Raw genomic sequence first — 21,218 nt, forward strand, 5'->3', positions numbered from 1 at the left:
GGACATGCCTTTCCGAAAATCCACGGCGATTTTCGTGTTCTGTGCTCAGAGTTCACGCAGGACCGGCGCTGCCTTCTGGCCGAGAATGCGCCAGGTGCCGATCAGCCCGATTCCGACCGTCAGCAGCAGTGCGATGATGAGGGTCGAAAAGGCGACGTCGGGAAGGAAGGTCGACGGCAGGTGCATGATGCGGCTGACGATGTACCAGGCCGCCACGGAACCGGCGAGCAGGGCGAAGACGGCGGTCGCTGCACCCAGCATCAGATATTCGTAGCTGAAGGCGCGGATCAGCATGGCTCGCGTCGCGCCGAGGGTCTTCAGCACGACCGCATCATGCGTGCGTGCGCGATTTCCGGCTGCGAGCGCGCCCGCAAGAACAAGCACGGATGCGATCAGCGCCACGGACGCCGCAGCGCGGATGGCGGCGGCAAGCTGGCCGACCAGCGTGTTGACGATATCGAGAGCATCCTTGACGCGGACGCTGGTGATCGTCGGATAGGTGTTGGTGACGTTCTTCAGGATGGCGGCTTCCTGCGCCGACGTCGCGCTGGGGTCGGTGAGGGTCGCGAGCCAGGCATGCGGCGCGCCCTTGAACGCGTTGGGCGAAAAGATCATGACGAAATTGATGGACAGCGATTGCCACTGGATCTTGCGGAAGCTGGCGATCTTGGCCGTCAAGTTGCGGCCGAGCACGTTGACGGTCACGGTATCGCCGAGCTTCAGACCGAGCGCCTTGCCTTCTTCGTCGGAGAAGGAGACCAGCGGTTCGCCGCTGTAATCCTTGCCCCACCATTGCCCTTCGGTAAGCGCAGCATTCTCCGGGATGGTGTCGGCATAGGTGATGCCGCGGTCGCCGCGCAATACCCACTGGCCAGCTGGCGGCACTTTCCTCTTGCTCACGTCCTCGCCATTGAAGGCGACGATGCGGCCGCGCAGCATCGGCACTTCGACGAGCTTGCCCTGCGGCGCCTGCGCCTGCACGACCTTGCGGAAGCCATCGAGCTCCGAGCCCTGGATATCGACGAAGAAGAAGTTCGGCGCCTGTTCGCTCATGCGCCCAGTGAGTTCGCGGCGCATATTGCCGTCGATGAGCGTCAAGGTCACCAGCAGCGCGAGGCCGAGACCGAGCGAGAGGACGACGGAGGCGGTGAGCGCGCCCGGCCGATGGATGTTGCCGATCGCCAATCGCAGCGCGGGCGAATGGACGCGTGGGCTGCGGCGGGCAAGCCACGACAACAGGGCGGCGACGGCACGCAGCACGACGAAGGCGACGGCGATCGAGACGACGAAGACGACCGCGATGAAGCGATCATAGGCGGTGAAGATCGCAAGCGCCGAAAGTGCCGCCATCAGCAGACAGGCGGCGAGCAGGTAGGGCCAGCTTGGCAGCCGGCGGGCCTCGAAGCCTTGCTCGCGGAACAGCGCTGTCGCCGGCACTTCGCGGGCATGGCCGAGCGGTAGGATGGCAAAGGCGAGCGTCGTCAGCAGGCCGAAGAGTGCTGCCAGCGTGAGCGGACCGGGATATAGCCGCGGCGCGGTCGAAATCGGCAGAAATTCGGCCATGAATTGCGAGGCGAGCAACGGCGCGATGGCGCCGAGGAGGAGACCGACGGCGATGCCGGCCAGCGCAATCAGGGCGATCTGGATCAGGTAGATCATCACCACGACCAAGGCCGGCGCGCCGAGGCACTTGAAGGTGGCGATGGTGGTGCGTTTGGAATCGAGGAAGGCGCGCACCGCATTGGCGACCCCGACACCGCCGACGATGAGGGCGGTCAGCCCGACCAGGGTCAGGAATTGCGAGAAGCGGGTGATGTTGTCGGCAAGCGCGGGCGCTGCCCGGTCGCTCGTTCGGACCGACCAGCCGGCCTGCGGGAAAGCCGTATTGGCGCGGGCGGCGATGTTGTTCAGGCCGTTGGCGGGATCGTCCATACGGATCTTGTAAACCTGCTCGACCAGACTTCCGGTCGTGATCAAGCCCGAGGCGACCAACGCGTTACGGCTGGTGAGCAAGCGCGGCGCAAAGCCGAAACCTTCCGATACCGAATCCGGCTCGGTCTTCACCGTGCCGGTGATTCGGAGCCTGGTATTGCCGAGCAGCAGCTCGCTGCCGATCTTGAGGTTCAGTCGTTCCAGCAGCAGAGGCGCGGCGACGGCGCCATAGGTTCCTTCCTTGGCCGCGAGCAGCGTCGATAGCGGCTGATCTGGATCGGCCTCGAAGGTGCCGTAGAGCGGGTAGGCGCCGTCAACTGCCTTGACTTCGACCAGCGCCTGATCGGAGCCGTCGGGCAGGCGGGCCATGGAGCGCAGGCCGGTGGATTGGGAGAGCTGGCCGAGGCTGTTGAGATAGGCCAATTCGTCCGGCGTCGCCTCGCGATTGTTGAGCTCGAAGCGGACGTCGCCGGCGAGCAGCGATTGGCCCTGCGTCGAGATCGCGTCGGTGATCGAGCGCGAGACGGAGTTGACGGCGGCGATTGCGCCGGTGCCGAGGGCGATGCAGGCGAGGAAAATATAGAAACCGCCGAGACCGCCGCGCAATTCGCGCAGCGCCAGGCGAAAGGCAAGCGTCAGACGCGCTCCCGCCGCAGTCATGCCATTGCCGCCTTATTGGTCCGTGCGTGGGCGCTGTCGCCCTCGATTTCGCCGGAGCGAACGTGGATCTGGCGGGAGCAGCGGGCGGCAAGCGCCGGATCGTGGGTGACGAGCAGCAGCGTCGTGCCGCGTTCGGCCTGCTGGGCGAAAAGCAGGTCGGCGATCTGCCGGCCGGTGTCGGTGTCGAGATTGCCGGTCGGCTCGTCGGCGATCAACAGGGCAGGCGACGGGGCGAGCGCGCGGGCGATCGCCACGCGTTGCTGCTCGCCACCCGAAAGCTGACCGGGATAATGGCTCAGCCGCTCGCCCAGGCCGACGGCCTGCAATTCGCGCCGGGCGATGTCGAAGGCGTCGCGGACATTGGCCAGCTCGAGCGGTACGGCGACATTTTCCAGCGCGGTCATATTGGCGATGAGATGGAAGGACTGGAACACGATGCCGATATTGCGGCCGCGGAAATCGGCAACGCGATCTTCGCTCAGGCTATGCAGGGGCGTGTCGCGGATCAACAATTCGCCGCTATCGAGCTTTTCAAGGCCGGCGAGCACCATCAGCAAAGTCGACTTGCCGGAGCCGGAGGGGCCGACGATGCCGACGGATTCGCCTTCGGCAACGGTGAGGTCGATGCCTTTCAACACATGGACGGAGGCGGCAGCGTTGCCGAGCGTCAAATCCGCCTTCTTCAGCTCGATGATGGTTTTTGCCAATGCGAACGCCCTATATACGTCAGAGACCGTGGCGGGCGCGATTTGGCCCTTACGGCGAATTTAGGGAATGGATCATGAGTTTTAAAGTTGCGGTGTTTCACTTCGCTGTCATTGCTTTCGGTCTTTTCTTTGGCGTTGCGGGTGCCGCCGATGCGCGGACGATCCAATTGGTCGGCCTCGGCGACAGCCTGATGGCCGGCTACCAGCTTCCGCCAGGCGATGGATTTCCTGCCAAGCTCCAGGCGGCGCTGAAGGCCAAGGGTCTGGATGTGGCGATTGCCGATGCCGGTGTGTCCGGCGATACCAGCTCCGGCGGCCTGTCGCGCGTCGACTGGTCGGTGCCGGACGGGACCGACGGCGTGATCCTCGAACTCGGCGCTAACGACGCATTGCGCGGCATTCCGCCCGAACAAACGGAAAAGAACCTCGACGCCATCATCAGCCGGCTGAAGGAGCGCAACATTCCCGTCCTGCTCGCCGGCATGCTGGCGCCGCCGAACATGGGTCCGGACTATGCAGCCAAGTTCAACCCGATCTACAAGCGGCTCGCCGAAAAATATCAACTGCCGCTCTATCCATTTTTTCTCGATGGCGTCGCGACGCATGCGGACTTACAATTGAGCGACGGTATGCATCCGAACCCGCAGGGTGTCGATGTGATGGTGCAACGTTTTCAGCCCGTAGCGACGAGTTTCATTGGGACGATTGTCGCACACGCGAAATAGGAGCTTGCACCGACTGCAAATGCATGATTCCCTGCTGTTATCTGCAAGAGATTCGGGGAGTGCTCGTTATGCCGAGACTTTTTACCGCCCTCGAAATTCCGCGCAACGCGGCCATGAGCCTTTCGTTGTTGCGCGGCGGTCTTCCCGGAGCCCGGTGGATCGACGTTGAAAATTATCACATCACTTTGCGTTTCATTGGCGATGTCGACGGTCGTACCGCCGATGAAATCGTCGAGCGACTGGACCGCATCGATCGGCCGGAATTCCAGCTTCGGTTGGAAGGCATCGGCTCCTTCGGCTCGAAGAAACCGCATTCGGTCTGGGCCGGCGTCACGCAGACGCCCGATATGTACGCGCTGCAGGGCGAAATCGAGCGCATCTGCCAGCGTATCGGCCTGCCGCCGGACCCGCGCAAGTTCACACCGCATGTCACGCTCGCACGGCTGAAGTCGTCGCGGGTCGATGATGTGGTGCACTATCTCTCCGGCCGCGGTAACTTCCACACGGCGCCGTTCACGGTTGGACGCTTCGTGCTGCTGTCTTCCCGCGAATCGGTCGGCGGCGGTCCCTACCTCACCGAAGAGATTTTCCCGCTTCACGAGGCTCGCAGCGCTTTCCCCGCCATGGGCAACAACGCTCTGCAGCCAGCCAAGAGCATGGTATAGACCGCTTCGAAGTCCTCGTGGCCTCCATAATAGGGGTCTGGGATGTCTTTGGGGCTACCAAGCGTGAAGGCGTTGAAGAGGTGCAGCTTGCCGAGTGCATCGGCAGGCGCAATTTTGCTCAAATTCTTCAAATTGTCTTGATCCATTGCCAGGATCAGGTCGAACCGATGAAAATCGGTTGTCTCGATGCGGCGTGCGCGTTGAGCGGAGATATCGACGCCGTGGCCTGACGCGACTTCCACGGAGCGGCGGTCAGGCTTCTCGCCCTGATGCCAGCCGCCGGTGCCGGCCGAATCGATCTCGAACTCGGAAGCTCGCCCGGCTTCGGTCGCAAGATGCCGGAAGATACCTTCGGCAAGCGGGGAACGGCAGATATTGCCGGCGCAAACAAACAGAATTCTGTGACGGTCCATAGTATCGTTCAATCGATAAAGAGGAGTAATCTTGCCATGAAATACGAAAAGCTGGAACCGGCGGCAATCGATGAAAACCTGGCTGGCCTTAGCGGCTGGACATTGGCTGCCGATCGCCTTTCGATGTCGAAGAGCTTCAAATTCCGCAATTTCGTCGAAGCTTTCGGCTTCATGGCCGAGGCAGCCTTGGCGGCGGAGAAGTTCAATCACCATCCCGAATGGTTCAACGTCTATTCCCGCGTCGACGTGAAACTGACGACGCATGACGCCGGAGGCTTGACGGACCATGACATCAAACTCGCCAAAGCGATGGAAAAGGCTGCGGCTCGGCGAGCTGATTGAATCGCGGGTGCCGATCACCATATGTCTAAGCGGCCCAGCAAGGGCTTCCTAAAGGGATGAGCGGAATGGATGACATCAAGTACGGGGAAATCCTGATGCCTGGTGACGAAGAGACCCAAGAACGGCAGGAGAAGTCGGTGCGCAGCAAGTTCTGGCCGACCTTACGCAAGGCAGCACGGTATATCCCGTTTTCTCGCGATGTCGTCGCAGCTTTCTATTGCGCGCTCGATCCGCAGACGCCGACCCGCGTCCGCGGCATTCTGCTGGCCGCGCTCGGCTATTTCGTCATGCCGGTTGACATCATCCCGGATTTCTTCGCCGTCATCGGTTTTTCGGACGATGTTGCCGTGCTGACGCTCGCCTTCGGCATGATCAAAGGCCACATCCGGCAGGAGCATTATGACGCCGCCGACCGGGCCTTGGCCAACGAACCCGAGGCCGTAAAAACGGCTTGATCCCCCTCCGATCGACGCCGGCAGGATTCCTGCCGGGTTTCCAGACCTTTATGCGGTCTTCCTGATTTTAGAGAGGTCAAACTCTTGCCCGAATCTTTCTGTCTTAAATCGATCCCATAGGGTGGTGTTCCGCCATCCGGGTTTTCCAATTCCTCCTGATGTGTTTCAGGCCCGGCCCACTTGGGCTGAAACGGCACAGATCAGGGGCAATTACCGCCCCGTTGACGGTTTGGTAACCTAAATAAAGTCAAAATAGGGCAGCTCACGAGCATAGGCGTGCGTTACTTAAATCGCCTTGAGCTCTGGACCGCAAGAAATCGGCAGGAAACCATGTTTGTAAAAAGCTTCGCAATCGCCCTCTCGCTCGTTCTGGCCGGCACCGGCATCGCGTCCGCGCAGACCAAGACCAAGAAGCAGGCAGCGCCCGCCCCACAGGCGCAGGCGGCAGCACCGGCGGCTCCGACGCGCATCCAGCAATTCGATGCCTGGGGCGCCTATTCCTACCAGTCCGGCGCGGGCAAGGTCTGCTACGTCCTTTCGGTGCCGACGGCAAAGTTGCCGGCTTCGGGCATCGACCATGGCGACAACTTCTTCATCGTTTCCCAGCGTCCGGGTCAGAACATCTCTTACGAACCGCAGGCGATGATGGGCTATCCGCTCAAGGAAAATTCCAAGGTCGACGTCGTCATCGACAACAAGACTTTCGTGATGTTCACCAAGGACAAGGCTGCCTGGGTCGAAAATGCCGCGCAGGAGCCGGCGCTCGTCGCAGCGCTCAAGTCCGGCCATTCGCTGAAGGTCACCGCGACCTCGAAGAAGGGCACCGGCACCTCCTACACCTACTCGCTGAAGGGCGTTTCCGCCGCTCTAAAGCAGATCGAAAGCTGCAAATAAGATCGATGATGCCGTGATCACGTCAAAGTGATCAAAGGTTCTCTCGAAACCGACGCAACGAGGCCGGCCTTGATGGCTGGCCTTTTGCCTTTCTTGAAGAGGGATGACGCGGGCTGAAATTAATGCTAAAGGCCGCGCCGACGAGCGGTGTATTTGCAATTTTTTGCCCCGCTACCAGATGAACCTTCTGATCTCAGTGCCTTGCCCGCGCCCGCAGCTTTCCGGCTTTGGGGCATCGCCGATATGAACCATTGGAATGATGCTATGTCCGCGATCGATGTCATGACCCCATCCAAGCTGAAGCCGATGCCTGTGTCGCAGCCGGTCGAGCTTTCGCCGAAACCGTCGCTGATCGGCCTGACACGTGAAGAGATGGGGGCGGCACTGAAGGAAAAGGGCGTCGCCGACAAGCAGATCAAGATGCGCGTCAGCCAGCTTTGGAACTGGATCTATGTGCGCGGCGTCTCCGATTTCGATGCCATGGCGAATGTCTCCAAGGACATGCGGGAAATGCTGAAGACGCATTTCACCATCGCCCGGCCGGAGATCGTCGAGGAGCAGGTTTCCAACGATGGCACCCGCAAATGGCTGTTGCGCTTCCCGCCGCGGGGCGCCGGCCGGCCGGTCGAAGTAGAAACCGTCTATATTCCGGAAGAGGGCCGCGGCACCCTCTGTATTTCCAGCCAGGTCGGCTGTTCGCTCACCTGTTCCTTCTGTCACACCGGCACGCAGCGCCTCGTCCGCAACCTGACGGCCGAGGAGATCCTGTCGCAGCTCCTCTTGGCGCGTGATCGGCTGGGCGATTTCCCCGACCGCGAAGCGCCGCAGGGGACGATCATGCCCGCCGAAGGCCGCAAGGTCAGCAACATCGTGATGATGGGCATGGGCGAGCCGCTCTACAATTTCGACAGCGTCAAGACGGCGTTGCTGATCGCTTCCGATGGTGACGGCCTGTCGCTCTCCAAGCGCCGCATCACGCTCTCCACCTCCGGCGTCGTGCCGGAAATCTATCGGACAGGTGATGAGATCGGCGTCATGCTGGCGATTTCGCTGCATGCGGTGCGCGACGATCTGCGCGACATGCTGGTGCCGATCAACAAGAAATATCCGCTGAAGGAATTGATGGACGCCTGCCGCGCCTATCCGGGCCTTTCGAACGCCCGGCGCATCACCTTCGAATATGTGATGCTGAAGGGCGTCAACGACAGCCTCGAGGATGCGAAAGGCCTGATTCAGCTCCTGAAGGGCATTCCGGCCAAGATCAATCTCATCCCCTTCAATCCTTGGCCGGGCACGAATTACCAGTGTTCTGACTGGGAGCAGATCGAGAAGTTTGCCGATTTCATCAATTCGGCGGGCTATGCCTCGCCGATCCGCACGCCGCGCGGCCGGGACATTCTTGCCGCCTGCGGCCAGTTGAAGTCGGAATCCGAGCGCATGCGCAAGACTGAACGGCTCGCTTTCGAAGCCATGATGATCGCCAACCACGGCGAGGATTGAGATCGATGCTGCTTGGTCTACGCGGGCCGATGCGGCTCCTGTGGGGCTATCTCGGCGCCTGTGTTCTGATGGGTTTCGTGCTGGCTTGCGTTGCAGCCTGGACCATGCCGGGAACGGCGGCCCCCGAACTCTTCGCGCTCACCGTGGCGCTGACCAAGCTCGCGATGATCGTCAGCATCCTGCCATCGCTCGTCGTCATTGCGATTTTCGAATGGCGCGGCATGCGCCGCTGGTATGGTTACGCCCTCTACGGCGCCTTGCTGTCAGCGGCGGCATCGGTGCTGATCTCGGGGAGTGTGGAAGGACCACAGACCCTCAATCTGATCACCATCGTCGTTTGTTTTGCCTTCCTTGGTGCCGTCTGCGGCACCGTCTATTGGTGGATCGCCGGCCGGTTCGCCGGGCTGCCTTAACCCAGGACATCCTTGGTAATCAAAGGATTGTAGCAGGTGCCTGATTTCGGAACGATGTCGAGATGGTCGCCTACTAAAACGTGCACTGGAGGACGTCCGATTTCGATTGTCTCGTCACAGTTGTATGATTTGCCGAGATGCGTTCTTACGAAGATGATCTCCGCCAACGTCACGGTATAGGGGGCACCCTTGCTTGGATGCACCTCTTCGTTCCACATCCGGGTAATGGTGGCCTCAGCGTGTGGAAAGTGATGTACCCGCCAGACGTTGGCTTCATGCACTGCCCACATAACGAAAAAAAAGCCAGCCAATTCAAGGGCGACAAGCATTACCTTTATTTCGGTGTCGGTGACGCGCAGCCAAAAAGAAGACTTTGGATCGTTATGCATTGTTTCAAGGTTTGCTACCGCTTCCCAACTTAAACATGCATAATATGTGCGGATAGTTCGCCCGCTTTTCAAGCCGTGCCGCACTTAACGGGAATGCGTGAGGAAGATCTTCACCGCGAAGACTGAAAAGACGCTCGCAAAGGCATAGTCGAGGCCGCGCATGATGCCGCGGTTCTTCTGCAGCCAGGTCGACAGGCCGTCGGCCGCAAGCACGACGAGCGCGTTGACCGGCATGCCGATCATGATGAAGAAGAAACCCAGGAACAGGAGCTTTTGCGTGACGGCCGGATCGCCCGCCGTGACGAACTGCGGCAGGAAGGTCATGAAGAAGATGATGACCTTCGGGTTCAGCAGATTGACCCAAAAGCCGGTCGAAACGTTGGCGAGCGGCGTGCCTTTTGCGATATCGACCTTCTTCACCGTCAAGCTGGAGCCGAAGCGGATCGCCTGGATCGCCAACCACAGCAGATAGGCAGCGCCACCGGTTTTCAGGATGGTGAAGGCCAGCGGCGATGCGGTAATCAGCGCCGAAACGCCAAAAGCCACCAGGAACGTATGCACGACGATACCGAGGCTGGTGCCGAGGACCACGAAAAGTGCTGCCTTCTTGCCCTGCGCCAATGCACGGCTGATCGACAGGGTCATGTCGGGGCCGGGGGTCGCCGCCAGCAGCAGGCTCGCGGCCGAAAAAGCAAGAAGGGTCGGCAAGCTGGGTATGAAGTCCATGGCATGCTCCGAAAGCCGGACAAAAGGATCAGCGGTTTTATCCGGCTTTCTGATCTTTGCCAATCAATCCTTCTTTTCGAGGAATGCCTTGAACTTTTCGGCATAGTCGGGATGCCAGCGTGACAGCGGCGGGCGGTTTTCGATGATATCGCCTGCGGCCCAGAGCATGCGGCGCTCGTCCGTTGGCCGCGCAACATCATTGTCCGGGCAGAGGATATAGAAGTCGCCGCGCTCAAGGCTCTCGACCATGAAATCGACCGTCTGTTCCGGCGTCCAGGCTCCGGCCGGCTTTTCCTGGCGGTCGCCCTTGGTGAGGCCGGTGAAGACGAAGCCGGGGATCAGGAGATGCGCGGAGATCCTGGCGCCGGCGGTGTTGCGCAGTTCGTGCTGGAGCGCCTCGGTGAAGACCTTCACGCCCGCCTTGGAGACGTTGTAGGCCGGGTTGCCGGGCGGTGTGGTGATGCCCTGCTTCGAACCGGTGTTGATAATCAGGCCGGGTTTTCCATGAGCCAGCATGCCGGGTCCGAAAACGCGCGTACCGTTGATGACCCCCAAAAGATTGACACCAAGGATGTTGTCCCACCCGGGCTGCGGGCTAAAGATCGAGGTTTCCGGCCCGATACCGGCATTGTTCATCAGCACATGCACGCGGCCGAAATGCTGCAGGACGGCACGTTCGAGAGCTTCCAACTGCTCCTTATGGGCAACGTCGGTCTCGACGGCCATGACCTGGTCCTCGCCGGCGATCGCTACGAGTTCGGCGCGTGCAGCGGCCAGCCGGTCGCGGCCGAGATCGGCGATGGCGACGCTCATGCCGAGCTTTGCGAAATATTTCGCCGCCGCAAGGCCGATCCCCGAGGCGCCGCCGGTGATGACGGCCACATTGGCTTTCTTGAAAATCTCTCGAATATCCGTCACGGGCGTTGCCCTCCCTAGGCCTTGTTTGGATACTGGCAGATATGATCCCTCGATTTGATGTGTCAAATCGAAATCATGTGTCCATGAACCAGAGGTCTTGCCGCTTCTCCATGTCATGAACGCGACACGAACTGGCAGTGCTTCCCCTTGCGCCTCGTGATAATCTCGCTAAAAGTGCCGCCACACAGGGTTTGCGGGCGTCTCCGCGGGCTCGCATTGAAACGGACCTCATCACCATGGCATCACATAAAGACGTGAAGAAAGTCGTTCTCGCCTATTCCGGCGGTCTCGACACCTCGATTATCCTGAAGTGGCTGCAGACGGAGCTCGGCGCAGAAGTCGTCACCTTCACCGCCGATCTCGGCCAGGGCGAAGAGCTTGAGCCGGCGCGCAAGAAGGCCGAGATGCTCGGCATCAAGGAAATCTATATCGAGGACGTGCGCGAAGAATTCGTGCGCGATTTCGTCTTCCCGATGTTCCGCGCCAATGCCGTCTATGAAGGCGTCTACCTGCTCGGCACGTCGATTGCCCGGCCGCTGATCTCCAAGCATCTGATCGATATTGCCAGGAAGACCGGCGCCGATGCGATCGCGCATGGCGCGACCGGCAAGGGCAACGACCAGGTTCGTTTCGAGCTTTCGGCCTATGCGCTGAACCCGGACATCAAGATCATCGCTCCCTGGCGCGACTGGTCGTTCAAGAGCCGCACCGATCTGCTCGAATTCGCTGAAACGCATCAGATCCCGGTCGCCAAGGACAAGAAGGGCGAAGCGCCGTTCTCCGTCGATGCCAACCTGCTGCACTCCTCGTCCGAGGGCAAGGTTCTGGAAGATCCGTCGCAGGAAGCACCGGAATATGTGCACATGCGCACGATTTCGCCGGAAGCTGCTCCCGACAAGGCGACCGTCATCAAGGTCGGCTTCGAAAAGGGTGATGCCGTTTCGATCAACGGCCAGCGCATGAGCCCGGCGACGCTGCTCGCAACGCTCAACAATTACGGCCGTGACAATGGTATCGGTCGTCTCGACCTCGTCGAGAACCGCTATGTCGGCATGAAGTCGCGCGGCGTCTACGAGACCCCCGGCGGCACGATCCTGCTCGCCGCCCACCGCGCCATCGAATCCATCACGCTCGATCGTGGTGCAGCTCACCTCAAGGACGAGCTGATGCCGCGCTATGCCGAGCTGATCTATTACGGCTTCTGGTTCTCGCCGGAGCGCGAAATGCTGCAGGCGCTGATCGACAAGAGCCAGGAGCATGTCGAGGGCGAAGTGACGCTGAAGCTCTACAAGGGCAATGTCATGGTCATCGGCCGCGAAAGCCCGAAGTCGCTCTATTCCGACAAGCTGGTGACCTTCGAAGACGACCAGGGCGCCTACGACCAGAAGGATGCGGCCGGCTTCATCAAGCTCAACGCGCTGCGCCTGCGCACGCTCGGCAAGCGCAATCTGTCGAAGTAATCGGCATCAAGATGATGAAAAGCCCGCTTCCGGTTGCCGGAGGCGGGTTTTTTCTTTCTGGATGGTTAGATAGAAAAAAGGGCCGGATTTACTCCGCGGCCCTTAATTCCCGTTCGATCTCCGCCGGCAGCTCCGCATTCTGCAGATTGCTGCGGAAGGCGCGGAGCGCATGATGGAGTTCATCCTGCAGGCCGTGATCGAAGCCCTGCATTGCATCCTTTTCCACCGCGTAGATCTCGCAACCGATCTGCTTCAGCTTGGCACCGGCCGCCTCCGACAGCACGATGCGCTTGGCGCGACGGTCAAGCGGATCGGGCTGACGCTCGATCAGGCCGCGCGCCTGCAATTTGTCGAGGAAGGCGCTGACTGTCATCGGCTCCAACCCCATGCGAGTGGCAATATCCAATTGACGGCTGCCATTGACGGCGGCGACCTGGATGAGCGTGCGCGCTTCACCCGCCGTCAAACCCAGCCCCGCGACCATAATGCGCCGCTCGAAGGCCGCTCGCATCAATCGGGCGCAATCCGCCACGAGAAAGGCAAGCGAATCCGTATCTATCCTGCTGCTCATAAGCGCTTCCCTACTTACGCTTTGTTTTTTAGGCCCCAACCAATCTTTATTGATTTCGCCCCCCGAATTCAACGGATTCTTCCTTTTTCAATAGACTTGTCCCGCTTGACCCGATTCGAAGCGTTGCTAATCTGCCCTGATTATCAGCGGGAACTTCCAATATGACGCAATCCCTTATCGTCGGCGCCTTCTTGGCGGCGCTGTTTTATGTGCTCATTCCCGGACCTGCTTTCCTGGCGCTGCTCGGCATCGGCGCGGGGCAGGGGCGCAAGGCTGGCGCCTTCTTCGTGAGCGGTCATTTGGTCGGGGATATCATTTGGTCGTCACTCGCTTTGATTGCAATCATCGGCGCAAAAACTATCGGTACCGTCGTATTCGACGTGCTCGGCTTGCTCTGCGGCTTCTATCTTGCCTGGATCGGCTGGAATGCGTTCACCGCCAAGCCGAAGAAGGATGGCAAGGCGTTGCTGAATGTCGAACGTCCCTTCCGGCGTGGCCTGATCTTTGGCGTCACCAATCCGAAAGGATATCCGGTGGCACTGGCAACGTTCACCGCGCTGGTGGCAGGTTCGGCGGGTGCGTTGACCTTCAGCGCGCTGCCGCTGCTGCTCGCCGTTTCTTTCGTCGGCTTCATCACCGCCGATATCATCCTCATCGGCGTTATCGGCGCTGGCGCCGTTAGGCGTTTCTACCGCGCTCACGAGCGGCTGATCGTACGCTGCTCCGGCGTGCTGTTCATGGGCTTTGCTGCGCAGGCTTTGTGGCATGCGACGCCCGGCTTGCTCGGTTGGCGCAAGGCCTGACCTTTCCTCATTATTTGTTCCACCCTCGCCATACCAATTTGGCGGCGAGGGTCTTATATCGTGCTTCGATCAGATGCCTGCCGAAAGGATGCCTTGCATGTCTTCCCAAACCGCCGTCAACCCAGCGCTCGTCGAATGGACCGGACATCAGGGCCTACCGCGTTTCGATGCCGTGAAAGACGCCGATTTTGCGCCTGCCTTTGACGCCGCTCTTGCGGCGCATAACGCGGAGATCGATGCGATCGCTGACAACGGCGAGGCGCCGACTTTTGCCAACACCGTTACCGCGCTCGAAATCGCCGGCGACGAGCTGTCGCGGGTCTCCGCTCTGTTCTGGAACAGGGCCGGGGCGCACACCAACGAGCTGATCCAGGCCTTGGAGCGCGAGATCGCGCCGAAGATGTCGCGGCATTATTCGAAGATCGGCATGAACGCCGCGCTGTTTGCTCGCATCGATGCGCTATGGGAAGCGCGTGAGGAGCTTGGCCTGACAGTGGAAGAAACTCGCGTGCTGGAACGGCACTGGAAGGGTTTCGTGAAGTCGGGCGCCAAGCTGGCGAAGGCAGAACAGGAGCGGCTCGCCGAGATCAATGAGAAATTGGCGGGCCTCGGCGCGCAGTTTGGGCAGAATGTTCTCGCCGACGAAAAAGGCTGGGTACTGATCCTCTCCGAAGAATCCGATCTGGCCGGCATTCCCGATTTTCTGAGGGACGCGATGGCCGCAGCCGCACGCGAACATGGCGCAGAAGGCAAATTTGTCGTCACGCTGTCGCGCTCGATCATCGAGCCGTTCCTGTCTTCGTCCGAGCGTCGCGATCTACGTGAGCAGGCTTTCAAGGCATGGGTAGCGCGTGGCGCCAACGGCGGCGAAACGGACAATCGCAAGATCATCAAAGAGACGCTGGCGCTGAGAGCCGAGAAGGCCGAGCTGCTCGGCTACGGCAACTTTGCCGAATTGAAGCTCGACAACACCATGGCCAAGACGCCGGAGGCGGTGAACGAACTGCTGAGGGCGGTCTGGGCGAAGGCGATCGAGCGCGCTCGCGAGGAAGAGGGCGATATCGCCGCGCTGATCGCCGAGGAAGGGCGCAATCACGAGGTCATGCCTTGGGATTGGCGGCATTATGCCGAGAAGATCAGGACGCGGAAGTTCGATTTCTCCGAGACGGAACTGAAGCCCTATCTGCAGCTCGAAAAGATCATCGCCGCCTGCTTCGACGTTGCCGGTCGCCTCTTCGGCATTCGCGCCGTCGAGCAGAAGGGTGTTCCCGCCTATCACCCCGATGTGCGTGTTTTCGAAATCCGCGATCGCTCGGACAGGCTGGTGGCACTGTTCCTCGGCGATTATTTCGCCCGCAATTCCAAGCGCTCAGGCGCCTGGATGAGCTCGTTTCAATCGCAGCATAAACTGCCGCTGAAGAATGGTCATGTCGGCGAGCTGCCGATCATCTATAACGTCTGCAATTTCGCCAAGCCCGCCGAAGGCAAGCCGGCGCTACTGTCGCTCGACGATGCCCGCACGCTGTTCCATGAATTCGGCCACGCGCTGCACGGCATGCTCTCCAACGTCACCTATCCGTCGGTGTCGGGCACCGGCGTTTCCCGCGATTTCGTCGAGCTGCCGTCGCAGCTTTACGAACACTGGCTGACCGTGCCGACAATCCTCAAGGAATATGCCGTGCACTACGAGACCGGCGCGCCGATGCCGCAAGCTTTGCTCGACAAGGTTCTTGCCGCCCGCACCTTCAATGCCGGCTTCAACACCGTGGAATTCACGTCCTCGGCGCTGGTCGATATGGCTTTTCATACCCGTGGCGCTGTCGAGGACCCCATGGTAGTGCAGACCGAAGTGCTTTCGGAAATCGGCATGCCGAATTCGATCGTCATGCGCCATGCCACGCCGCACTTCCAACATGTGTTTTCCGGCGACGGCTATTCGGCCGGCTATTATTCCTACATGTGGTCGGAAGTGCTGGACGCCGACGCTTTCGCCGCCTTCGAGGAAACCGGCGACGCGTTCAATCCGGATATGGCTGGAAAGCTGAAGGCCAATATCTATTCCGTGGGTGGCTCGATCGATCCGGAGGATGCCTACAAGGCCTTCCGCGGCAAGTTGCCGAGCCCGGACGCGATGCTGAGGAAAAAGGGGCTGGCGGCCTGATCCTTTATCCCCGGACGTGAAGGTTCGGTGACAAGATCGACATGTTGGGGATATGCGAAAGCGGGCATGCTGCGCGCTTTCGTGCCTCCCCCCTTTCGCATTCGCGAAAAAAAGGGTATGAGCGCGCCAAATGTAATTGGCGTGTTCACTTCATACCGCGCCCCAGCCTCAGAGATACAAGATTATGGCACTTCGCAACATCGCGATCATCGCGCACGTTGACCATGGGAAAACCACCCTCGTTGACGAGCTTCTGAAGCAGTCCGGCTCCTTCCGCGAGAACCAGCGCGTTGCCGAACGCGTCATGGACTCGAACGACCTGGAAAAGGAACGCGGCATCACCATTCTCGCCAAGGCGACCTCGGTCGTCTGGAAGGATACACGCATCAACATCGTCGACACCCCCGGCCACGCCGACTTCGGCGGTGAAGTCGAGCGCATCCTGTCGATGGTGGACGGCGCGATCGTTCTCGTCGACGCTGCCGAAGGCCCGATGCCGCAGACCAAGTTCGTCGTCGGCAAGGCGCTGAAGGTTGGTCTTCGCCCGATCGTCGCGATCAACAAGATCGACCGTCCGGACGCCCGCGCCGACGAAGTCATCAACGAAGTCTTCGATCTCTTCGCCAATCTCGACGCCACCGACGAGCAGCTCGACTTCCCGATCCTCTACGGTTCCGGCCGTAACGGCTGGATGAACTATTCGCCGGAAGGTCCGAAGGACGAAGGTCTCGGCCCGCTGCTCGACCTCGTCGTCAAGCACGTTCCGGAGCCGACCGTCGGCGAAGGCCCGTTCCGTATGATCGGCACCATCCTGGAAGCCAACCCCTTCCTCGGCCGCATCATCACCGGCCGCATCCATTCCGGCTCGATCAAGCCGAACCAGGCCGTCAAGGTTCTGGGCGCTGACGGCAACCTCATCGAAACCGGCCGTATCTCCAAGATCCTCGCCTTCCGCGGCATCGAGCGTCAGCCGATCGAAGAAGCGCAGGCAGGTGATATCGTCGCCATCGCCGGCCTTTCCAAGGGCACGGTCGCCGACACCTTCTGCGATCCGCAGGTCAGCGAGCCGCTCGTCGCGCAGCCGATCGACCCGCCGACCGTCACCATGTCCTTCATCGTCAACGACAGCCCCTATGCAGGCACCGAAGGCGACAAGGTCACCTCGCGCGTCATCCGCGACCGTCTGTTCAAGGAAGCCGAAGGCAACGTTGCGCTGAAGATCGAAGAAGCCGAAGGCAAGGACTCGTTCTACGTCTCCGGTCGTGGCGAATTGCAGCTCGCCGTCCTGATCGAAACCATGCGCCGCGAAGGCTTCGAGCTTGCCGTTTCGCGTCCGCGCGTCGTCATGCACAAGGATGAGAGCGGTGAGCTTCTAGAGCCGATCGAAGAAGTCGTCATCGACGTTGACGAAGAGCATTCCGGTATCGTCGTGCAGAAGATGTCGGAGCGTAAGGCCGAAATGGCTGAGCTGCGTCCGTCGGGCGGCAATCGCGTTCGCCTCGTATTCTTCGCGCCGACCCGCGGCCTGATCGGCTACCAGTCGGAACTTCTGACGGACACGCGCGGCACCGCCGTCATGAACCGTCTGTTCCATGACTATCAGCCGTACAAGGGCGAAATCGGCGGCCGTGTGAACGGCGTGCTGCTCGCCAACGAAGCCGGCGAAGCCGTGGCCTATGCCTTGTTCAACCTGGAAGACCGCGGCCCGATGATCATCGACGCCGGCGAGAAGGTCTATGCCGGCATGATCATCGGCATCCACTCCCGCGACAACGACCTCGAAGTCAACGTGCTGAAGGGCAAGAAGCTCACCAACATCCGCGCCGCCGGCAAGGACGAAGCCGTGAAGCTGACGCCGCCGATCCGCATGACGCTCGACCGCGCACTCTCCTGGATCCAGGACGACGAGCTCGTCGAAGTCACGCCGAAGTCGATCCGCCTGCGTAAAATGTACCTCGATCCGAACGAGCGTAAGCGTTTCGAGAAGGCTCGCTACGCATAATAGAGCGACTTGTACCGCTTCGGACGAATTGACCCCGGCCCCTGTGCCGGGGTTTTATTTTGTGTGTTCGATTTTTGAGCCCTTGTTGCAAAGGTTAAAAAGGGGTTAATTTTCAGTAGCCGTCCACAGGTAAAGACTGTGGGCAAATCGTCTGTCCGCATGATTTGTGGATGGTTAATTTTCGCTGGCGGGACCAGAGTAGACGTTATGAAGACGTTGTCGATTGATGTTCGGCGGGCTGAACCGCATGATGCCCGAGCCATTTCGGAGGTGCACCGCCAGTCGTGGCAGTACACCTATACCGGCATCATTCCGCATCGTGCGCTCAGCCAGATGATCGAGCGCCGCGGCGAAGCCTGGTGGCGCAAGGCGACCAGTGGCCCGGCAACGCTTCTGGTTCTCGATGTCGCCGGCGAGATCGCCGGTTACGCCACGCTCGGTCTCAATCGTGCCCGCGCACTGCCTCAGGAAGGCGAGATCTACGAACTCTATCTGCGCCCGGAATATCAGGGCATCGGCCTTGGCCGGCTTCTCTTCGGCGAGGCGCGCCGGCTCCTGAAGTCGCTTGGCTGCAAGGGACTGGTCGTCTGGTGCCTCGAGGAAAACGAGAATGCCGACCGCTTCTATCGCGGTCAGGGCGGCGCCGATTTCTGCGAGGGTATCGAGACCTTCGACCGCAAGCAGCTCAAGAAGATCGGCTTCGTCTGGCCCTAAAGCGGTCGCGATCTTTCAAACTCGCTCCTTGCGCTCTAGGCTCTTGATATTGCGCATGTCGTTATCGCAAAACCGTTGCGCACTTTTGCGGGACATGCGTTAAGACGCCCGCTGCGACAATCGATTAAAATCCCGCACCGTCCCAATGCCTTGTTGCGTTGCGTCATGATTCCGATTATTTGGCTGGCAGCAACCATCCTTATTAGGGGACACGCATGCGCATCGACGCGATTTCCATTGGCAAGAACCCGCCCGAAGACGTCAACGTCATCGTTGAAGTTCCGGTCGGCGGTCATCCGATCAAGTATGAAATGGACAAGGACGCCGGCACGCTGGTTGTCGACCGTTTCCTCTACACGCCGATGACCTATCCGGGCAATTACGGCTTCGTCCCGCACACGCTCTCCGAAGACGGCGACCCGATCGACGTGCTGATCGCCAGCACCCGCCCGCTGGTTCCGGGCTGCGTCATCAACGTCCGCCCGATCGGCGTGCTGATGATGGAAGACAATTCCGGCAAGGACGAAAAGATCATTGCCGTTCCTTCGCCGAAGCTGACGCTGCGCTACGAGAAGGTTAGGGAATATACCGACCTGCCGGAAATCACGGTGAAGCAGATCGAGCACTTCTTCGAGCACTACAAGGATCTGGAGCCCGGCAAGTGGGTGAAGATCTACGGCTGGAAAGGCTCGAAGGAAGCCGGCGAACTCATTCTCGAAGCTATCGAGCGCGCCAAGAAGGCGAAGTGATCAGGTCTTATCAAATCCTCCGGGTCGCCATCGATCCGGAGGATTTTTTTACGCGCGGTCTCACCGGAAATCAGGCTGACCGAGGATTTGGAGGTGCCGAAGCTCTTGGCGATGAGCGCGATCAGCGCCTTGTTGGCCTTGCCCTTTTCCGGCACGGCGGAGACACGCGCCTTGAGATAGGCTTCGCCATCGGCGCCGGTCTCGAACCCGTCGATCGCATCACGCCCGCCATTGGGCGTGAGCCGGATGGACAATCTCACATGGTCGGCAAAAGCCTGCCAGGCATCGCTCACCGGCCGACGAGCGGATAAAGCGTGTTCCACATCAGGGAACGGAAGAAGAAGATGATCAGCAGCAGGATGATCGGCGAAATGTCGATGCCGCCGAGATCGGGCAGGATGCGCCGGATCGGACGGAGCGCCGGTTCCGTGACCGCATAGAGGAAACTTCCGACCGAGTTGACGAACTGATTGCTCGAATTAATGACATTGAATGCATAGAGCCATGAAAAAATGGCACTGGCGATCAGTACCCAAGTATAAAGATTCAAAGCCAGATCAATGGTTTGAAATAAGGCGAGCATATCCGTCTCCATTTCGCGGTTGACAGACATGTAGACATTGGCGACTTAACGGGCAAGTCCCATGCTTTGAAGCACGCTGAATCATGTTTAACAGGCCGAGCGTTCTCTACAGCTCCGGCCGGAAAGCCTCATCTCATGTCGTCGGTTCCGAGCGGTGACCGGTTTGCCGCTTTCAGGCACGTCGCCTACACCTATTTCTTCTTTGCCCGATTTCTGACGGCTTTCGCCACACAGGTGGTCAGCGTCTCCGTCGGCTGGCAGATGTATGACCATACCGGCAATCCGATCTATCTCGGCCTGATCGGCCTGGTGCAGTTCCTGCCTTCGCTGCTCCTGATCCTGGTGACCGGCACCGTCGCCGACCGCTACAACAGGCGCATGGTGGCCGCCATCTGCATTTTCGTCGGCACGATCTGTACTGCGGCACTACTGTTTCTGACGGTTTCCGGCACCTTCGCGCCGCTTCCGGTTTTCGCGATCCTTACCGTCTTCGGCATCGAGCGCGCCTTCATGACGCCGGCGACGCAGTCGCTTGCGCCCAATCTCATTCCGCCGAGGGATTTGCCGAACGCGGTGACCTGGAATTCCATGTCCTGGGATGCGGCCGCCATTCTCGGCCCCGTCGCGGGCGGTCTGCTCTACGGTGTCGGCCCGAGCGTTTCCTATACGGTCGCCGTCGTGTTCTTCGCCGCCGGTTCGCTGCTGACTTTCCTCATTCCGAAACCGCAGCAGCGTGTTGCGCATGAATCGAGAAGCTTGAAGGAGATCCTCGCAGGCTTCCATTTCATCTGGTCGGAAAAGGTGGTGCTCGGCGCCGTCTCGCTCGATCTCTTCGCCGTGCTGCTTGGCGGAGCCGTGGCGCTGATGCCGGTCTATGCGCGCGATATCCTGACGCTCGGTCCCTGGGGCCTCGGCCTGCTGCGCGCCGCGCCAAGCTTCGGCGCCATTGCCATGGGCCTGTTTCTGGCGACCTATCCCATCCGGCATCGTGCCGGGATCTACATGTTCAGCGGCGTCGCAATGTTTGGCTTGGGAACATTGATCTTCGGCATTTCGCATACGCCGTGGCTATCGATCGCGGCGCTCGCCATCATGGGCGCCTCCGACCTGATCTCGGTCTACGTCCGCGAAACTCTGATCACGCTCTGGACGCCGGACCACGTACGCGGCCGCGTCAATGCCGTGAACATGGTCTTCGTCGGTGCGTCGAACGAACTCGGCGAATTCCGCGCCGGCACTATGGCGCGCTATTTCGGCGCCGTCCCTGCCGTCGTCATCGGCGGCATCGGCACCTTGGCCGTCGCGATCATCTGGGCGAGCGGCTTCCCGCAACTGCGAAAGATCGATAGCCTGAATGCGCCGGACCGCGAGGGCGAGCCGCAGGTGGCGTAAGCCACAATTTTCTTGTCATGATGGCAAGTGCGCGCGCATGTTGT

23 protein-coding genes are annotated in these 21,218 nt (G+C 60.3%); 14 read left to right on the forward strand and 9 right to left on the reverse strand.

Annotation, left to right across the window (positions count from 1 at the left end):
• Positions 1-45 precede the first annotated feature (45 nt).
• Both GGD50_RS12720 and GGD50_RS12725 read right to left on the reverse strand, forming a co-directional pair.
• Positions 46-2,592 (reverse strand): ABC transporter permease, encoded by a 2,547-nt coding sequence (locus GGD50_RS12720; RefSeq protein WP_107109628.1) that lies wholly within the window; start codon positions 2,590-2,592, stop codon positions 46-48.
• Positions 2,589-3,299, reverse strand: a complete 711-nt coding sequence (locus tag GGD50_RS12725) for an ABC transporter ATP-binding protein (protein ID WP_107109627.1) — start codon at positions 3,297-3,299, stop codon at positions 2,589-2,591. The genes GGD50_RS12720 and GGD50_RS12725 overlap by 4 nt, the downstream gene beginning before the upstream one ends.
• 74 nt (positions 3,300-3,373) lie before the next feature.
• Between GGD50_RS12725 and GGD50_RS12730 the strand changes: the two genes are divergently transcribed.
• Together GGD50_RS12730 and thpR are read left to right on the forward strand one after the other, a co-directional pair.
• Positions 3,374-4,024, forward strand: a complete 651-nt coding sequence (locus GGD50_RS12730) for an arylesterase (RefSeq protein ID WP_107109626.1) — start codon at positions 3,374-3,376, stop codon at positions 4,022-4,024.
• A gap of 68 nt (positions 4,025-4,092) precedes the next feature.
• Positions 4,093-4,689, forward strand: a complete 597-nt coding sequence (gene thpR / locus GGD50_RS12735; RefSeq protein ID WP_107109625.1) for an RNA 2',3'-cyclic phosphodiesterase — start codon at positions 4,093-4,095, stop codon at positions 4,687-4,689.
• Here thpR and GGD50_RS12740 read toward each other — a convergent pair.
• Complete coding sequence (locus tag GGD50_RS12740; protein WP_107109624.1) at positions 4,620-5,102, reverse strand: low molecular weight protein-tyrosine-phosphatase; 483 nt, start codon at positions 5,100-5,102, stop codon at positions 4,620-4,622. The genes thpR and GGD50_RS12740 overlap by 70 nt on opposite strands.
• Before the next feature lie 36 nt (positions 5,103-5,138).
• Here GGD50_RS12740 and GGD50_RS12745 point away from each other — a divergent pair, with 36 nt between their 5' ends.
• The 5 genes from GGD50_RS12745 (at position 5,139) to GGD50_RS12765 (ending at position 8,706) form a co-directional block, all read left to right on the forward strand.
• Positions 5,139-5,444, forward strand: a complete 306-nt coding sequence (locus tag GGD50_RS12745; RefSeq protein ID WP_107109623.1) for a 4a-hydroxytetrahydrobiopterin dehydratase — start codon at positions 5,139-5,141, stop codon at positions 5,442-5,444.
• Positions 5,445-5,509: 65 nt separating this feature from the next.
• A complete protein-coding gene (locus GGD50_RS12750; RefSeq protein ID WP_028751329.1) occupies positions 5,510-5,899 on the forward strand; it encodes a YkvA family protein in 390 nt (129 codons plus the stop codon).
• Positions 5,900-6,229: 330 nt separating this feature from the next.
• Positions 6,230-6,793, forward strand: a complete 564-nt coding sequence (locus GGD50_RS12755; RefSeq protein WP_107109622.1) for an invasion associated locus B family protein — start codon at positions 6,230-6,232, stop codon at positions 6,791-6,793.
• 264 nt (positions 6,794-7,057) lie between these two features.
• Complete coding sequence (gene rlmN / locus GGD50_RS12760; protein ID WP_107109621.1) at positions 7,058-8,293, forward strand: dual-specificity RNA methyltransferase RlmN; 1,236 nt, start codon at positions 7,058-7,060, stop codon at positions 8,291-8,293.
• Between the two features lie 5 nt (positions 8,294-8,298).
• Complete coding sequence (locus GGD50_RS12765) at positions 8,299-8,706, forward strand: hypothetical protein (RefSeq protein WP_107109620.1); 408 nt, start codon at positions 8,299-8,301, stop codon at positions 8,704-8,706.
• Here the strand turns inward: GGD50_RS12765 and GGD50_RS12770 are convergent.
• The 3 genes from GGD50_RS12770 to GGD50_RS12780 all read right to left on the reverse strand — a co-directional run bounded on the left by GGD50_RS12770 (position 8,703) and on the right by GGD50_RS12780 (position 10,739).
• Positions 8,703-9,095, reverse strand: a complete 393-nt coding sequence (locus tag GGD50_RS12770) for a hypothetical protein (protein WP_107109619.1) — start codon at positions 9,093-9,095, stop codon at positions 8,703-8,705. The two genes, GGD50_RS12765 and GGD50_RS12770, sit on opposite strands and share 4 nt — an antisense overlap.
• Before the next feature lie 84 nt (positions 9,096-9,179).
• Positions 9,180-9,821: a LysE family translocator gene (locus GGD50_RS12775; protein ID WP_107109934.1), complete on the reverse strand. Its 642-nt coding sequence runs from the start codon at positions 9,819-9,821 to the stop codon at positions 9,180-9,182.
• Positions 9,822-9,884: 63 nt separating this feature from the next.
• Positions 9,885-10,739, reverse strand: a complete 855-nt coding sequence (locus GGD50_RS12780; RefSeq protein ID WP_107109618.1) for an SDR family NAD(P)-dependent oxidoreductase — start codon at positions 10,737-10,739, stop codon at positions 9,885-9,887.
• Between the two features lie 236 nt (positions 10,740-10,975).
• On the opposite strand from GGD50_RS12780, the gene GGD50_RS12785 reads away from it, so the two are divergent.
• Positions 10,976-12,199 carry an argininosuccinate synthase gene (locus tag GGD50_RS12785; RefSeq protein WP_107109617.1) on the forward strand — a complete coding sequence of 408 codons (1,224 nt, stop codon included), beginning with the start codon at positions 10,976-10,978 and terminating at the stop codon, positions 12,197-12,199.
• A gap of 88 nt (positions 12,200-12,287) precedes the next feature.
• On the opposite strand, the gene GGD50_RS12790 is transcribed toward GGD50_RS12785, so the two are convergent.
• A complete protein-coding gene (locus tag GGD50_RS12790) occupies positions 12,288-12,770 on the reverse strand; it encodes a MarR family winged helix-turn-helix transcriptional regulator (protein WP_107109616.1) in 483 nt (160 codons plus the stop codon).
• A gap of 161 nt (positions 12,771-12,931) precedes the next feature.
• On the opposite strand from GGD50_RS12790, the gene GGD50_RS12795 reads away from it, so the two are divergent.
• The 5 genes from GGD50_RS12795 to ppa all read left to right on the forward strand — a co-directional run bounded on the left by GGD50_RS12795 (position 12,932) and on the right by ppa (position 19,199).
• A complete protein-coding gene (locus GGD50_RS12795) occupies positions 12,932-13,573 on the forward strand; it encodes a LysE family translocator (RefSeq protein ID WP_107109615.1) in 642 nt (213 codons plus the stop codon).
• A gap of 97 nt (positions 13,574-13,670) precedes the next feature.
• Positions 13,671-15,734 (forward strand): M3 family metallopeptidase, encoded by a 2,064-nt coding sequence (locus tag GGD50_RS12800; RefSeq protein WP_107109614.1) that lies wholly within the window; start codon positions 13,671-13,673, stop codon positions 15,732-15,734.
• Between the two features lie 184 nt (positions 15,735-15,918).
• Entirely contained in the window at positions 15,919-17,736 is a 1,818-nt protein-coding gene (gene typA / locus GGD50_RS12805) for a translational GTPase TypA (RefSeq protein WP_107109613.1), read from the forward strand.
• A gap of 207 nt (positions 17,737-17,943) precedes the next feature.
• The gene (locus GGD50_RS12810; RefSeq protein ID WP_104824627.1) at positions 17,944-18,450 is read left to right on the forward strand and encodes a GNAT family N-acetyltransferase; all 507 of its coding nucleotides are present in this window, start codon (positions 17,944-17,946) and stop codon (positions 18,448-18,450) included.
• Between the two features lie 215 nt (positions 18,451-18,665).
• On the forward strand, positions 18,666-19,199 hold the full coding sequence (gene ppa / locus GGD50_RS12815) for an inorganic diphosphatase (protein ID WP_028751314.1): 534 nt from the start codon (positions 18,666-18,668) through the stop codon (positions 19,197-19,199).
• Here ppa and GGD50_RS12820 read toward each other — a convergent pair.
• Both GGD50_RS12820 and GGD50_RS12825 read right to left on the reverse strand, forming a co-directional pair.
• Positions 19,124-19,492: a DUF167 domain-containing protein gene (locus GGD50_RS12820; protein WP_107109612.1), complete on the reverse strand. Its 369-nt coding sequence runs from the start codon at positions 19,490-19,492 to the stop codon at positions 19,124-19,126. The genes ppa and GGD50_RS12820 overlap by 76 nt on opposite strands.
• Complete coding sequence (locus tag GGD50_RS12825) at positions 19,489-19,782, reverse strand: YggT family protein (protein WP_107109611.1); 294 nt, start codon at positions 19,780-19,782, stop codon at positions 19,489-19,491. Before GGD50_RS12825 ends, GGD50_RS12820 begins: the two co-directional genes overlap by 4 nt.
• Before the next feature lie 135 nt (positions 19,783-19,917).
• On the opposite strand from GGD50_RS12825, the gene GGD50_RS12830 reads away from it, so the two are divergent.
• Positions 19,918-21,174, forward strand: coding sequence for an MFS transporter (locus GGD50_RS12830; RefSeq protein ID WP_107109610.1), 1,257 nt, complete (start codon positions 19,918-19,920; stop codon positions 21,172-21,174).
• Positions 21,175-21,218: the final 44 nt, after the last annotated feature.

Source organism: Martinezella paranaensis (assembly GCF_014200235.1).
GTDB lineage: Bacteria > Pseudomonadota > Alphaproteobacteria > Rhizobiales > Rhizobiaceae > Rhizobium > Rhizobium paranaense.

Excerpts from the sequence above, each read along its gene's own strand:
- GGD50_RS12800 (WP_107109614.1), top strand. The coding sequence starts at position 13,671 with ATGTCTTCCCAAACCGCCGTCAACCCAGCGCTCGTCGAATGGACCGGA.
- GGD50_RS12825 (WP_107109611.1), bottom strand. The coding sequence starts at position 19,782 with ATGCTCGCCTTATTTCAAACCATTGATCTGGCTTTGAATCTTTATACT.
- GGD50_RS12785 (WP_107109617.1), top strand. The coding sequence starts at position 10,976 with ATGGCATCACATAAAGACGTGAAGAAAGTCGTTCTCGCCTATTCCGGC.
- GGD50_RS12775 (WP_107109934.1), bottom strand. The coding sequence starts at position 9,821 with ATGGACTTCATACCCAGCTTGCCGACCCTTCTTGCTTTTTCGGCCGCG.
- thpR (WP_107109625.1), top strand. The coding sequence starts at position 4,093 with ATGCCGAGACTTTTTACCGCCCTCGAAATTCCGCGCAACGCGGCCATG.
- GGD50_RS12740 (WP_107109624.1), bottom strand. The coding sequence starts at position 5,102 with ATGGACCGTCACAGAATTCTGTTTGTTTGCGCCGGCAATATCTGCCGT.
- GGD50_RS12830 (WP_107109610.1), top strand. The coding sequence starts at position 19,918 with ATGTCGTCGGTTCCGAGCGGTGACCGGTTTGCCGCTTTCAGGCACGTC.
- GGD50_RS12750 (WP_028751329.1), top strand. The coding sequence starts at position 5,510 with ATGGATGACATCAAGTACGGGGAAATCCTGATGCCTGGTGACGAAGAG.
- GGD50_RS12810 (WP_104824627.1), top strand. The coding sequence starts at position 17,944 with ATGAAGACGTTGTCGATTGATGTTCGGCGGGCTGAACCGCATGATGCC.
- GGD50_RS12795 (WP_107109615.1), top strand. The coding sequence starts at position 12,932 with ATGACGCAATCCCTTATCGTCGGCGCCTTCTTGGCGGCGCTGTTTTAT.
- GGD50_RS12790 (WP_107109616.1), bottom strand. The coding sequence starts at position 12,770 with ATGAGCAGCAGGATAGATACGGATTCGCTTGCCTTTCTCGTGGCGGAT.
- rlmN (WP_107109621.1), top strand. The coding sequence starts at position 7,058 with ATGTCCGCGATCGATGTCATGACCCCATCCAAGCTGAAGCCGATGCCT.
- GGD50_RS12755 (WP_107109622.1), top strand. The coding sequence starts at position 6,230 with ATGTTTGTAAAAAGCTTCGCAATCGCCCTCTCGCTCGTTCTGGCCGGC.
- GGD50_RS12770 (WP_107109619.1), bottom strand. The coding sequence starts at position 9,095 with ATGCATAACGATCCAAAGTCTTCTTTTTGGCTGCGCGTCACCGACACC.
- GGD50_RS12720 (WP_107109628.1), bottom strand. The coding sequence starts at position 2,592 with ATGACTGCGGCGGGAGCGCGTCTGACGCTTGCCTTTCGCCTGGCGCTG.
- GGD50_RS12765 (WP_107109620.1), top strand. The coding sequence starts at position 8,299 with ATGCTGCTTGGTCTACGCGGGCCGATGCGGCTCCTGTGGGGCTATCTC.
- typA (WP_107109613.1), top strand. The coding sequence starts at position 15,919 with ATGGCACTTCGCAACATCGCGATCATCGCGCACGTTGACCATGGGAAA.
- ppa (WP_028751314.1), top strand. The coding sequence starts at position 18,666 with ATGCGCATCGACGCGATTTCCATTGGCAAGAACCCGCCCGAAGACGTC.
- GGD50_RS12730 (WP_107109626.1), top strand. The coding sequence starts at position 3,374 with ATGAGTTTTAAAGTTGCGGTGTTTCACTTCGCTGTCATTGCTTTCGGT.
- GGD50_RS12745 (WP_107109623.1), top strand. The coding sequence starts at position 5,139 with ATGAAATACGAAAAGCTGGAACCGGCGGCAATCGATGAAAACCTGGCT.